11 protein-coding genes are annotated in these 13,948 nt (G+C 61.0%); 2 read left to right on the top strand and 9 right to left on the bottom strand.

The window, feature by feature from the left end:
- Positions 1-5: 5 nt before the first annotated feature.
- The 9 genes from KRX51_RS02460 to KRX51_RS02500 form a co-directional block, all read right to left on the bottom strand.
- Positions 6-1,166 carry an acyl-CoA dehydrogenase family protein gene (locus tag KRX51_RS02460; protein ID WP_370625044.1) on the bottom strand — a complete coding sequence of 387 codons (1,161 nt, stop codon included), beginning with the start codon at positions 1,164-1,166 and terminating at the stop codon, positions 6-8.
- A gap of 19 nt (positions 1,167-1,185) precedes the next feature.
- Entirely contained in the window at positions 1,186-1,992 is an 807-nt protein-coding gene (locus KRX51_RS02465; RefSeq protein ID WP_218361362.1) for a TIGR03084 family metal-binding protein, read from the bottom strand.
- A gap of 198 nt (positions 1,993-2,190) precedes the next feature.
- The gene (locus KRX51_RS02470) at positions 2,191-2,805 is read right to left on the bottom strand and encodes a TetR/AcrR family transcriptional regulator (RefSeq protein ID WP_218361363.1); all 615 of its coding nucleotides are present in this window, start codon (positions 2,803-2,805) and stop codon (positions 2,191-2,193) included.
- Between the two features lie 122 nt (positions 2,806-2,927).
- On the bottom strand, positions 2,928-3,686 hold the full coding sequence (locus KRX51_RS02475) for an enoyl-CoA hydratase-related protein (protein ID WP_218361364.1): 759 nt from the start codon (positions 3,684-3,686) through the stop codon (positions 2,928-2,930).
- A 12-nt stretch (positions 3,687-3,698) separates the two neighbouring features.
- Entirely contained in the window at positions 3,699-4,874 is a 1,176-nt protein-coding gene (locus tag KRX51_RS02480; protein ID WP_218361365.1) for an acyl-CoA dehydrogenase family protein, read from the bottom strand.
- Positions 4,875-4,932: 58 nt separating this feature from the next.
- Positions 4,933-6,975: a biotin carboxylase N-terminal domain-containing protein gene (locus KRX51_RS02485; RefSeq protein WP_218361366.1), complete on the bottom strand. Its 2,043-nt coding sequence runs from the start codon at positions 6,973-6,975 to the stop codon at positions 4,933-4,935.
- A gap of 15 nt (positions 6,976-6,990) precedes the next feature.
- Positions 6,991-8,586 carry an acyl-CoA carboxylase subunit beta gene (locus KRX51_RS02490; protein ID WP_218361367.1) on the bottom strand — a complete coding sequence of 532 codons (1,596 nt, stop codon included), beginning with the start codon at positions 8,584-8,586 and terminating at the stop codon, positions 6,991-6,993.
- Positions 8,583-10,322: an acyclic terpene utilization AtuA family protein gene (locus tag KRX51_RS02495; RefSeq protein WP_218361368.1), complete on the bottom strand. Its 1,740-nt coding sequence runs from the start codon at positions 10,320-10,322 to the stop codon at positions 8,583-8,585. The genes KRX51_RS02490 and KRX51_RS02495 overlap by 4 nt, the downstream gene beginning before the upstream one ends.
- A gap of 144 nt (positions 10,323-10,466) precedes the next feature.
- The gene (locus KRX51_RS02500) at positions 10,467-11,882 is read right to left on the bottom strand and encodes an NAD(P)/FAD-dependent oxidoreductase (protein WP_218361369.1); all 1,416 of its coding nucleotides are present in this window, start codon (positions 11,880-11,882) and stop codon (positions 10,467-10,469) included.
- Positions 11,883-11,959: 77 nt separating this feature from the next.
- Between KRX51_RS02500 and KRX51_RS02505 the strand changes: the two genes are divergently transcribed.
- A complete protein-coding gene (locus tag KRX51_RS02505; protein ID WP_218361370.1) occupies positions 11,960-13,234 on the top strand; it encodes an NAD(P)/FAD-dependent oxidoreductase in 1,275 nt (424 codons plus the stop codon).
- A 19-nt stretch (positions 13,235-13,253) separates the two neighbouring features.
- Positions 13,254-13,841, top strand: a complete 588-nt coding sequence (locus KRX51_RS02510; protein ID WP_218361371.1) for a TetR/AcrR family transcriptional regulator — start codon at positions 13,254-13,256, stop codon at positions 13,839-13,841.
- Positions 13,842-13,948: the final 107 nt, after the last annotated feature.

A 13,948-nucleotide genomic window follows, 5' to 3' on the forward strand; every position in this document is an offset into this window, starting at 1 on the left:
GGGGATTAGTCGGGGGTGTAGCCCAGGCGTCGGGCGGCTAGTTCCTGCAGGATTTCGACGGTGCCGCCGCCAATGCCGTTGATCCGGATATCTCGGTATTGGCGTTCGACCTCGGTGCCTTCCATATAGCCGTAGCCACCGAAGAGCTGCACAGCCTGGTTGGCTACCCATTCGCCGACTTCAGTGCCGGTGTTTTTAGCGAAGCAGGCCTCGGCGATGAGGTCGAATTCGCCGTTATCGGCCCGCTCTGCCAGGGTGCGGGTGTACACCCGGGCGATATCGATCTTCCGGGCCATTTCGGCTAGCAGCATCCGCACGTGCTGGCGGGCGATGAGGGGTTTGCCGAAGGTTGTGCGGTCTTTGGCCCACTGCACGCTTATGTCCAGGCAGCGTTGTGCGGCGCTATATGCCTGAACGGCCAGGCCGAGTCGTTCAGAGACGAAGGCCATGGAGATCAGTGCGAAGCCCATATTCTCCATGCCGACCATATTGCTGGCGGGAACGCGCAGGTCCTGCAGGGTGATATCGGCGGTATCAGAGCAGCGCCAGCCCATTTTGGCCAGTTTGCGGTTGACGATAAAACCGGGGTTGTCGTTTTCTACGACGAATAGGGATATGCCTCGGCTGCCGGGGTTTTCCGTACCGCCGGTGCGGGCGGCAACGACGGTGAAGTCACCGCGAACTGCGGAGGTGATGTAGGTTTTCGCGCCATTAATGACGTAGTCGTCGCCGTCGCGGCGGGCGGTGGTGCGGATGCCGCCGACATCAGAACCGCCATCGGGTTCGGTGATAGCCAAAGAACCAATTTTGTCGCCCGATAGGGCAGGGCGAACATAGCGGTCGATGAGGTCCTGGTTGCCTGAGTGGACAATATGGGGACAGGAGATGGCACTGGTCATCAGGCTGGCTTGCACGCCGCCAGCAGCACCTGCTTCGTGCATGGCTTCGGAGGCGATGAGCAGTTCTTTATAGCCGGCGCCGCCACCACCGACGGATTCGGGGAACTGTAAGCCCAGGATGCCGAGCTCACCGGCTTTTTTGGAGACTTCGCGGGGGATTTCTCCCTTTTCTTCCCAGTCGTCCTGGTGGGGCACAATCTCGGTTTCGGTGAACTTTGTCACCATCTCGCGCAGGGCTGTGGCCTCTGCGCTGTTCCACAACGTCATATCCATGGGTCAGTCTCCTTTATTGATTTTTGTGCTGCTGGGCGCGGACGACTGACTTCGGCGGCCCGGCGAAGGCTTGCGCAATTTCGGCCCACTGGGCGGCGACTGGGCCGGTGATATCGAGGTCGAGCTCGTCAAGTTCTCGGCGCTGGGTCACCATCAGGCAGAAGTCAGTGGCACTACCGGTGATGCGGTTGGTGGCATCCTCAGGGCCCCAGCTCCAGGTTTCGCCGTCGCTATGCACCTCGACGCGCACAGGTTCTTCCGGCGGCGCCAGCTCGTTGATTTGAAAACAAAATTGCTGGGTAATAACGCCGAGGTGGCTAATATCGCGCAGTGCCGCACTTGCTGGTCGGGTGCTGCCGACGGTGTCGTAGATGTCCTGGCCGTGCGCCCAGGTCTCCATAATGCGTGCGGTCACCATAGAGCGGGCTCGCATTGGCGGGCCGAACCAGGGGTAGCGCTCATTGAGGTCCGCGTTTTCCAGCTTTTCGGCTAGTTCATTGCGGCGGGTGCGCCAGCGTGTCAGGAGTTCTGCGGGCCCCAGCTTGGTGGCCTCGGCGGCGGTGTCGTCGGTAAGCGTGAAGGGCCGGGAGAGTGCGTCCTGGAAGTAGGGGGCAAACTCTTCGGCGCCGCCGAGCGCGGCTAGTGCGGCACCGTCAGTCCACCACAGGTGGCCGATCTGGTGAGCGATTGTCCACCCAACTGCTGGTGTCTCTAGCTGCCACTGGTCATCGGAGAGTGAGGCGACGAGGTTTTCTAGTGCCAGGCCTTCGCGCCGCAGTCGGTCGACAGCGGCGCTGTATTCAGGATCTTTGCTGTTCATGACGGCTTTCTGGTGGGTGAGTTGCGTGGGCTGTGGTGGTTAGTTAAACACTCCCAAAGAGAAAAAACCAGCAGTTGTGCTTTTTTTAAAGAAAAAAGTTCTACCCGCAATAACTTTCTGGCTACCTAACTATTGTCTCAGGCGATCCACCCAGCTCAGCAGGTATTGCGGGGATAGACGCCCGAAATGCCTACCGGCTTATGCGGGCCCGTCGAGCACAGCGATCCCGGAAAGGAAATCCGCGTAAGTCTGCGTGCTGCGCTCTAACTGGTCGGACACATCAACCAGGACAGAAGCCAAACCCAGGCCGCGCGCCACATCGAATAGCGTGTGCAACACCCGGCGAGTGTGCTGGTCACGCAGATCCGCCCGCAAAGCAGTAACCACCATCTTGTGCACCTCGCGGTTGTAATGCTCCTCAGCCGGCAGCATCACCTCACGCAGGGCAGCGTCTTGTGCCGCAGCTGACCAAATATGCACCGCTGCGTGGAATAACTGATTGGTGTACTCGCACAACACAAGACGCACAATCTCGTAGGAAGAGTTACGCCCCTGCGCACCAGGACTGATCTCATCAATAGCCTGCTTAAATAAGGCGAGGCGCTCCCGCGAAATTTTCTCTACCGCATCCCGGATAAGAGCCTCTCGCGAGGGGTAATGGTGCTGCGCCGCGCCCCGTGACACCCCAGCGGCCTCCGCCACTTGACTGACCGTGGTGGCTTGCACACCGCGCGTCGACAGCATCTCGACGGTGCACTCCAATAATTTGCGGCGCGTCTCACGGCTGCGGTCCTGCTGCGGAGCCTGAGTCATAATGCATTCCTTCTTCAGTATCTCCCCGTTGAGGTGAGCTTACCTGGACAAAGCCCGTCGCCACCACGGCTGCCGCAGCACCGAATGAGCCACGGCTCTGGTTCCTCGGTGTTGCCGTCTAGCTAGTCGGCACCGGGAACCCACGGGGCTGGTTTCCCGGCCATGAAGGCCTGAATTCCCGCCGTGGCTTCCGCACTGCCAAAAAGGCGTGCCGACGTTGCCGCCATTTCCTTGCCGCGTTGCTCCAACGCTGTCGTCATGGAGTAATTCACCAGCGCCTTGGTCTCGCGCAGACCCTGAGGGGAGCACTTGAGCAGCTTGGTCGCATAGGCCTTCGCCTCCTCCGCAGGGTCGGCAACAGCCCGGGTGATGAGGCCAGTGGCCTCCGCTTCGGCGGCGCCGAAAACATCACCGGCCAGTAGGTGCATGCTGGCTGGGCGTGACGGCATGCGTTCCAACACAGTCAGCGCAATAAGTGCGGGGGCGACACCAATACGCGGTTCTGGTGCACCAAAGCTGGAATCTTCGGCAGCGAATGCGACATCGCATGCGGCAAGAAGCCCCAGTCCGCCGGCGCGAACATGCCCGTTGACCACGGCGATAATCGGTTTGGGCCCAGCAGCTATCGCATGAAGCAAGCCCAAGAAGATTGCTGTTGCTTCTTCCATGCCAACCGAGGCGGCGCCAGTGAGGTCCGCACCGGCACAAAACGTGTTTCCCTCGTGGGTGAGGATGATGCTTCGCACATCGTCATCACCGAATGCGGTGTCGAACGTGTTGCGCAGGTCGTTGATGAGCTCCGGGCTTAGCGAATTGCGCCTCTGGGGCGCAGCAAGCGTGATCGTTGCGGTGCCTGCAGCGGATTCGTAATGAATAGACATTGTCTGGAGCTCCTAGTAGCTCTTGGGCAGGCCCATGATGTTGGTGCCGACGTAATTCAGCAACATTTCGCGGCTGACCGGGGCGATACGAAGCAGCCGGGATGCGGCGTACATACGGGCCAGGCCGTATTCGGTCGACAAGCCATTACCGCCTAAGGTCTGAACAGCCTGGTCCAAGGTTTTCGCGCACGCCTCACCGGCGGCGTACTTCGCCATATTGGCGGCGTCGGCCGCCTCCTTGGAGTGACCCTGGTCAAACAGTGCTGCAGCTTTCTGGTTCATCACCCGCGCCATCTCAAGCTCGATGTAGCACTGCGCTAATGGGTGCGCCAGGCCCTGGTGGGCACCAATCGGTACGCCCCACACATTGCGTTCGTTGGCGTAGTCAACGGCGCGCTGCAGGCTGAACCGTCCCTGCCCGGTGGCGGTGGCAGCAGCCATGATGCGCTCCGGGTTCAGGCCGGTGAACAGGCCCCAGATACCGGTCTCCACAGACCCGATGAGGTGATCGGCGGGGATTTCGACATCGTCGAGGAACAACTGGAATTGCCACTCGGCCATCCGAACTTCCATCGGGATCTTCTTAGCGGTAAAGCCCTCACTGTCGGTCGGCACCATAAACATGCCCGGAAGGCCGCGGTTGCCATCGTCGTCGACGATGCTTGCGATATAGAGGACATAGTCGGCCTGGTCGACACCAGAGATATAGGTCTTGGTGCCATTGATGACCCAGCTATCGCCAACCTTCTTCGCCGTGGAGGCAATATTGTGGCTGTTCGTGCCGGCGTCAGCCTCGGTAATACCGAAGGCGGAAATGAGCGTGCCGGAGGCGATGCCCGGCAGGAACTTCTGCTTCTGCTCAGGGGTGCCGAAGGACGAAATGATCGTGCCGACAATTGCCGGAGAGACCACCAGCATAAGCAGCGGAGAACCCGCAGCAGCCAGCTCCTCCTGCACGATGATGAGTTCGGACAGGCCAGCACCGCCGCCGCCGTACTCTTCGGGCAGGTTCACGCCGATGAAACCCAGTTCGCCGGCTTCCTGCCACAGTTCAGTGGGGTAGGTGTGTGAATCGGCCTTCTCAATCATGTACTCGAGGCCGTACTTTTCGCCGAGCTTCTGCACCGAAGCACGCAGTTGGGCCTGTTCTTCAGTGTCAGTCAAGTGGAGGATGGGGATGTTCGACATGGCATTTCCTTAAAAAGTGTGGGTGAACAGCAGAGATTTCAAGCATGGGAGGAAACGGTCATTCCTCCGGATCGGACACAATCGCCAAAACCTTGCCCGCATCGACCTGGTCACCGACCTTGACCGGCAGTTCGGTGACAACACCGTCGGTATCTGCGCGGATACCGTGCTCCATCTTCATGGCCTCCATAGACAGCAACAGCTGACCAGCCTCGACGGTGGCGCCGACTTCCGCGTGGATAGCGATAATCGAACCGGGCATCGGGGACATCAGTGAGCCCTCGGCGGCCGCCAGGGAAGGGTCGTCGTAGCGAGGCATGGTCTCGAGGTTGATCGAGCCCAGTGGACTATCCACAGTGACCGAACCATTCGGGTAGGCATAGACCACAAAAGGCCGAGTCACGGAGTTGGCCGAGATCCGCACCGTGGTGGCGTGGGCGCAGGTGCGGGACCGCGTTACCGCTTCGACAATGGCGCCGTCATTGGCTCCGGTGCCACGGGCAACACCCAGGCGAGACCGGTTGATATCAGTGGTGACTTCCTCACCAGCAAGGGTGAAGCGATGAGTGGTGGTCGCTGTGCCCACATTGCGGTAACCAGCAGGAACCGGGGGAGTGGGCAGTGTCTCGGAGGTCTTATCCTCCAGCGCTACCGCAGCTGCGAACAGACACAGGTTGACCGTGGTGGCGTCCGCAAGTGGAACAGAAAGCTCTTCGAGTCGCGCACCCGACAAAAACGACGTATCGAAGTCGCCATCGCGGAAATCGGGATCGTCGAGAATTCGCACCAGCAGGTCCCGGTTGGTGCCGAGGCCGTGGATACGCCCCCGCCGCAGTGTCGCGGCCAGGCGGCCAACAGCATCGCGGCGAGTCGGCGCCCACGAAATAACCTTCGCCAACATCGCGTCGTAGTTCGTACCGACGACAGTCGGCGTATGCGGCTCGGGGGTGAAACCGGAATCGATGCGAATACCGGTGCTCGCCGGCCCGGTGAACTGCGAGACGACCTGGTCGAATTCCATTGCGGTGAGTTCACCGGACATCGGCTGCCAGTCATTGCCGGGGTCCTCAGCGTAGAGGCGGGCCTCGAGGGACCAACCGACAATCGCCGGCGGTTTATCGGCCGGCAGCGGCAGACCAGCAGCAATATCGAATTGCAGCGCTACCAGGTCAAGACCAGTGGTGGCCTCGGTGACCGGATGCTCCACCTGCAGGCGCGTATTCATCTCCAGGAAGAAGAACTCGCCGTCATTATTGGCGAGGAATTCGACAGTGCCTGCACCGGTATAACCAACAGCTTGAGCTGCATTTTCGGCGGCCTCAAACAGTCGCGTGCGCATACCGTCGATACGTTCCACCAAGGGGCTCGGCGCCTCCTCGATCACCTTCTGGTGGCGCCGCTGAATAGAACACTCACGTTCGCCAACCGCCCAGACAGTGCCCTGGGTATCAGCCATGAGCTGAACCTCAATATGGCGACCGGAGGCGATATAGCGCTCGCAGAACACAGTGCCATCACCGAAAGCGCTCTGCGCCTCCGCTGCGGCGCGATCCCATTCAGAATCGATAGCGTCGAGGTCATCCACCACGCGCATACCGCGGCCACCACCACCGGCAGAGGCCTTAATCAGGACCGGCAGCATGTCCTCGGTGATCTCGTCCCGGGCAAGATTCGTCAGCACCGGAACGTCGGCATTAGCCATCATTTCCTTAGCCCTGGTCTTCGAGCCCATCGCCACGATCGCCTCCGGTGGCGGACCAATCCAGGTCAGCCCAGCGTCGATCACAGCCGTGGCGAACTCGGCATTCTCCGACAGGAAGCCATAGCCAGGGTGGATAGACCGGGCGCCGGACCGCTGCGCAGCGTCCATAATCTTCTCGACATCGAGATAAGTCTCCGCCGGAGTCACCCCAGGCAGCCGCACGGCGGCGTCTGCTTCAGTGACAAACGGTGCCTCGGCATCAGCGTCGGAATGCACTGCGACAGTAGCTAGGCCGCGAGACTTTGCCGAGTGGATGATCCGGCGCGCAATCTCGCCGCGGTTGGCAACCAGGATGGGCCCAATATCGGTGCTAGCGGTAGATAAGGTGGAATATGTCATTGGAAAATCCCCTGGTTACATGCGGAAAACGCCGAATTTGTCAGCGCCTTCGATTGGGCCGGAATGGATAGCTGAGAGCGCGAGCCCCAGCACAGAGCGGGTATCGCGGGGGTCGATGATGCCGTCGTCGTAAAGCATTCCGGAGAGGAACTCGGGCAGAGATTCCTTCTCGATCTGCTGCTTAATCGCCTCAAACATCATCTTTTCGGCGACCTCACCCATGTCCTGATCCCGGGCCTTACTGGCCGCGCGGGCGACAGAAGACACCACGCTGGCAAGCTGTTCGGCGCCCATGACCGCAGAGCGGGCAGAAGGCCACGAGAATAGGAAGCGGGGGTTGTAGGCGCGGCCGCACATGCCGTAGTGACCAGCGCCGTAGCTGGCAGCAGTGATGAGCGAGATATGCGGGACCTTCGAATTTGAGACCGCGTTGATCATCATCGAGCCGTGCTTAATGATGCCGTTTTGCTCATACTCCTTACCGACCATGTAGCCGGTGGTGTTGTGCATGAAGATCAGCGGTGTTTCCGAGGAATTGGCCAGTTGGATGAACTGGGTGGCCTTCTGGGATTCCTCGCTGAACAGCACGCCTCGGGCATTGGCGAGAATGCCGACGGGGTAGCCGAAGATCTCCGCCCAACCGGTGACCAAGCTCGAGCCGTATAGCGGCTTGAACTCGTCGAACTCGGAGTCATCGACCACGCGGTTGATGATTTCGCGGGGGTCGAACGGGCTCTTCATGTCCTCAGGGACAACGCCGATGAGTTCATCCGGGTCGAGCCGCGGCGGGTTTCCAGCCCCGCGTGCTGCCGGGCCCTTCTTCTTCCAGTTCAGGCGACGCACCACCGACCGAGTCAGGCGTGCGGCATCATGCTCATCGGTGGCTAGGTGATCGGCGAGACCAGAGGTGCGGGCGTGCATATCCGCACCGCCGAGGGACTCATCATCAGTAATTTCCCCCGTTGCGGCCTTCACCAGTGGCGGTCCAGCGAGGAAGACCTTTGAGCGTTCCTCGATCATGATGACGTGATCGGCCATACCAGGGATGTAGGCGCCACCAGCTGTGGAGTTGCCGTAGACCACCGCGATAGTAGGAATGCCCAATGCCGACAGCTGCGTAATATTGCGGAACATCGCGCCACCAGGGACAAATACTTCCTTCTGGGTGGGCAGATCCGCGCCGCCGGACTCAACCAGATTAATCATGGGCAGCCGATTTTCCCGCGCAATGTCCTGGAAGCGAAGAGTCTTACGCAGTGTCCAGGGATTCGAGGTTCCCCCCTTGACCGTGGAGTCATTAGCGATGAGGAGACACTCCACCCCCTCCACCACACCAATGCCGCCGACGATGGAAGCACCGACGTGGAAATCAGAGCCCCAGGCCGCCAGGGGGCAGAGCTCAAGGAAGGGCGACCCACGGTCGAGGATCGTTTCGATACGTTCGCGCGGGGTCATCTTGCCGCGTTTGCGCAGTCGGGCGATGCTGCGCTCGCCGCCACCGGCGACGGCCTCGTCGATATAGCCGTTAATGCGGTCAAGCTTTTCAAGCATCGCCTTTTCGGCGGCCGCGTATTCGCTTGTCGTCGGATCGACTGTGGTGGGAGCGGTCATGCGTGGACCTCGCTTTCGGGGGTGAGGGTCGTGGGGATGTCGACGTAGCGGCTGCGCAGCCACTCGCCGACGCCCTTGGCTTGCGGATCGAACCGAGCGCCGTGCGCAACGCCATGACCGAGCAGGCCGTGGACAACAAAATTCATGGCCCGAATCTTTGGGAGTACGAAACGCTCGATTGTGAGGTCCTTGGTCTCGGGCAACAGGCGCTTGAATTCGTCGATGTCGAGAGTTGCGACCAACCAGGCGTAGGCCTCATCGGAATAGGTCCACACGCCGACGTTGGCGTCCGGGCCCTTATCGCCAGAGCGAGCCCCCATAATCCGGCCCAGTGGGGCACGAACCGTCTCACCACCGTTGTTCTTTGGCGGATTCGGCAAAGGCAGGTCGCTGACGCTGCTACCGATCGGGACTGTGTGAGTCGGGGCGCTGATAGCTACAGTGCTGCCGTCGGGAAGCGCTGCCTGGTGTTCGACCTGGTCTTGGCCGATATAGTGCGGGATGAACACAGCCCACGGTCGGGCCGGGGCAGGCGGGGCATCGAAGAAAGTACCTGGCGAGGTGCCGAGAGCGAACTCGACGGCGGTACGAGAGAACTGATCCGCAATCCTTTTATCGCTATCCCAGACCACTGCGGTAATGCGTGCCGAGGCGGCAGCCTGGGTATCGGCGTCGGGGTGCTCTGTGCGCTCGACGCGGAGATCGACTTCGGCGGGCTGTGGGGTGATAGTGCGCAGCTGGCGGCAGAGCAGCTCGGCTTTATCGTCGATATCTAAGCCGGTTAGGTGCAGTGTTAGCTCATTGCGGAAGCCGCCCAGCTTATTCACCGAGACCTTGAGCTCCGGTGGGGGAGCCTCCCCGCGCACGCCGGTGATGGCAACCCGGTCGGCGCCATCGTCGGAAAGCTCGATTGAATCCAGCAACATGGTGGCATCCGGGCCGGGGTAGCGGGCGCCGGTGACCTCGTACATGAGCTGCGCGGTGACAGTGCCGCGGGTGACGGCGCCGCCGGTGCCGGGGTGCTTAGTGATCACGCTGTCGCCACTGGCGGAAATCTCGGCAATCGGGAAGCCCGGGCGCATCAGGTCGACCGAATCGCCGAGCTTATTGAACAACGGGTAGTTACCGCCGGTGGCTTGGGTGCCGCACTCAATGACGTGGCCAGCTGCCATAGCGCCGGCGATGGCATCGACATCATCCCGAGACCAACCGAAGTGATGTGCCGCCGGGCCGACGATGACAGAAGCATCAGTGACACGGCCGGTGACGACGATATCTGCGCCGGCGTCGAGGCATTCTTTGATGCCCCAGGCACCGAGGTAGGCATTCGCCGCCAGCGCGTCGGTGATGCCGAGTTCTTCGGCACGGCCGGCCACATTATCGCCAGTGACGTAGGCGACCTTGAGGTCCACGCCCTGTTGTGTGATGTGTGTGCGGAGTTCCTCGGCCAGGCCTTTCGGGTTGAGCCCGCCAGCGTTGGCGACAATCTTGACCTTCTTGTTGGCGATGAGTTCTAGGTTCTCGCTGACCTGTGTGAGGAAGCTTGTCGCGTAGCCCTTATCGGGGTCTTTCATCATCGAGCGGGCGAGGATCAGCATCGTCAGTTCGGCAAGGTAATCGCCGGTGAGGTAGTCGAGTTCTCCGTCTTCGAGCATCTCGCGCATGGCGCTTGCTCGGTCGCCGTAGAAACCGGACATATTGCCGATCCGCGCTGTATCGGTTGTGGGGTCCGTCATGCGAGAACCTCCGTTCATAGCGGCGTGCGCCAGTAGATTGCTTTGATTAACGAGATAGTTTAAATCAAAAAGCAATCAATGCTGCTTGTTTTGCGAAAAAGTTTCTCCCTGACCCTTTTGCAGGCACCTACATTCGGGGAGTAGTTACTGGCTCAGCTCACGCAACGCCCGGTCAGCTGCATTGGCACCACACATGCCGTGCACCCCAGCGCCCGGCGGTGTCGACGCCGAGCACAAGTACACCCCCGCAACCCCGGTGAAATACGGGTCCGGTCGCAGCACCGGGCGAGCCAATAACTGCAGCACCCCAGAATCGCCACCAATAATGTCCCCGCCGACATAATTGGGGTTATAGGCCTCCATGTCGGAGGTAGTCATCGTGTGCGTGGCGACGATGGTGTCCCGGAAGCCGGGCGCACAACGTTCAATCTGATCGATGATTGTTGTGGTGGCGTCACCGCCATAACCGGCCGGCACATGGGCATAGGCCCACAGGGGCTGCAAAGAACCACTGCAGCGACTCGGGTCGGCTAGATGCTGCTGCCCGACAATCACCAAAGGGCGCTCAGGCATAATCCCCCGGGCACACTGCCGCTCAGCTGCCGCAACCTGCCCGGCAGTGCCGCACACATGCACAGTGCCCGCCCGTCGCGCCTCCGGGTTGGTCCAGGGCACAGCACCATTGGTGACAAAATCGACTTTCACTGCGGCCGCGCCATGCCGAAACCGCTGATAAGCAGAACGCAACCGCGCAGGCTGTCGATTCCCAAGTATCCTCGCCGCAGCCTGCGGGGAAGTATCAAGCATGACGATATCGACATCGCCTAACTCACCACGATCAGAAATCGCGGCATTGGTTTCGATAATGCCGCCAAGATCGCGGAATTTCGCGACCATCGCGTCGGCAATAGCCTGCGAACCACCCACCGCCACCGGCCACCCGTGCGCATGTGCGGCCACCGTTAAAAGATGGCCCACCGACGCCGAAAAGGCAGTGTCCAACCTGGTGAAAGCATGGCCTGCAATACCAGCGAAAAGCGCCGTAGCCTGCGCTGTTCGCCACCGCCGCCAACTCCACGACGCAGCAAGCGCCGCATTCGCACCAAAGGCGCCAAATAAAAATGGCCGGTGCGGCACGTGCACCGGCGGTTGCAGTGCGTCGGCAAGAAGCTTGTCGAACCGGCGGGAAAAACCACCGAAACTCCACTGCCACATCGCCGCGTCCACACCAAGACCCGCCGCAGTGCGCGAGATATTCCGGTACAACACGCCGGCGCTGCCGTCGGCAAGCGGATGAACCAGGTCCACCTCAGGCCACACGAACTCCAAGCCGTACTGGCGCAACCCCACATACCTAAAGAACGGGCTGGCTAACGCCATCGGGTGCACCGCGGAGCACACATCATGCACCACCCCGGAGCGCAACAACTCAGCGCTGCGCAGCCCGCCGCCAGGGGTCGCCGCAGCCTCGTAGACCGTCACCGCCACCCCATGCTGGGCAAGACGGATCGCCGCAGCCAGGCCATTCGGGCCAGAGCCAACAACAGCGGCGGAAGGCATAGCGCTCCTTATCGGTGGACGGGAGAAACTTAACTAAAGACGGTTCCGGCCACACCGAAAAAATATAAGGTTTTCACATGGAATCAACTGTGCTGATTATTGGCGCCGGACCATCAGGCCTGGCCACCGCCGCTCACCTTACCCGCGCCGGAATCGCCTATGACCACGTCGAACGCCATAACGGCGTCGGTGGACTCTGGGATATCGACAACCCGTACACCCCCATGTACGAATCCGCGCACTTCATCTCTTCCACCAAACACTCCGGCTACCCCGGACGCAGCTTCCCCGAAGGCACCGCCGACTACCCATCGCGCAGCGTCATCCACCGCTACCTGCAGGATTTCGCGCACGACACCGGCGTCGGCACGCATATCCAGTTCGGTACCGGCGTCAAAACTGTCGCGCCTACCGACGGCGGCTTCACCGTCACCTTCGATAACGGCACCACCAGCACCTACCGCGACGTGGTGTGCGCCACCGGTACCCTCGCCGAACCGAAAATGCCCCATTACCCCGGCGAATTCACCGGCGAATACCGCCATTCCAGCACCTACCGCTCCATCGACGAACTACGCGGCAAACGAGTGCTCATCATCGGTGCCGGCAACTCCGGCTGCGATATCGCCTGCGACGCCGCCCAGGCCGCCGACCACGCCGATATCTCCATGCGCCGCGGCTACTGGTTCATTCCCAAGCACATCCTCGGCCGGCCCTCCGACGACTTCACCACCTCCAGCCCGAACCTGCCGACGCTGCCGATGCAATGGATCACCCAGATCTACCTGCGGCTGCACTTCGGCAACCTGCGCCGCCTCGGCATTCCCAAACCCGACCACCGCGTTTTTGAAACCCACCCGCTGCTCAATGACCAACTCATCCACCACCTACGCCACGGCGATATCCGGGTGCGTCCCGACGTTGCCCGCTTCGACGGCGACGCTGTGGTCTTCACCGACGGCACCCGCGAGCATTACGACCTTGTCCTAGCCTGCACCGGTTACCGGCACGTGGTCCCGGTGGCCCGGGAACTCTTCGGAGGGGAGGAGGCGATGGGCAAGTTGTACCTGCGCTGCGCGCACCGCACGTACCCCGGACTGTGGGCGCCAGGGATGATTGAGACCAATTCCGGTGCCTTCGGCATCATCGACCGGCAGGCCCGGCTTATTGCTGCGGTGGTGGCAGGGCGTGATTCTGGGATGGGGGAGGTCTTTGCGCACCATGCCGCCACCGAGTACCCAGATTTAAGTGGTGGAATCGCTTTTGACCGTTCTTCGCGGCATGCCGGCTATGCCGATTCGCATAGTCTGATCGAAGCCCTCGATGCGGAGCTCGATCTCATGGGTGGTTAATTGTGATTAACGTGTAGGCATGACCAACCGCGAGCAGCAACGACAGCGCCGCCACCGTGAAATCATCACTGCGGCCGCATCCATTATCGCCGACCGCGGCTTCCGGGCCACCCGCCTGGAAGACGTCGGCAAAGCCGTCGGCATTTCCGGGCCCGCGCTCTACCGCTACGTCGGCAGCAAAGAAGACCTGCTCTTCGAGATCCTGATGGACATCTCTGTGCGGCTCAACGAAGGCGCTCAGCAAGTGCTTGCCGACGCAGACGCCAACGGCTGGGACGCAGAACACACCCTGCGTGAGCTGCTGGCCTACCACGTTGACTTCGCCGTGAGTGAGCCTGATCGGATTCGGGTCCAAGAACGCGAAATCGGCAATCTGGATAAGCCTCAGCGGGAGAAGGTCCGCGCACTGCAGCGCGCATACCTGGATATGTGGGTCGATACGCTCATCGCCCACCGGCCGCGCCTTGACCGGCAGACCGCCCGGGTGCGGACCCAGTTGCTGGCTGGGCTGATCAACTCCTCGCGCCACATTTTGCACTGGGCGGGGGTAGAGGCTGTGCGCAGCAATACGTTGGAGATGGTCTCTGCGGTCATCGACGCGCCCTAGGTGGAGTGGGGGTACCCCCGTTTTTGTGGCATCTAAGAAATTTCAGTGACGAATATTGCTTTGTCCTTGAAATGTGTTCTGCGACACATTAGTCTCCACGGCAAGAG

It is taken from the genome of Corynebacterium sp. TAE3-ERU12, assembly GCF_019209905.1.
In the GTDB taxonomy this organism is placed as follows: Bacteria; Actinomycetota; Actinomycetes; order Mycobacteriales; family Mycobacteriaceae; genus Corynebacterium.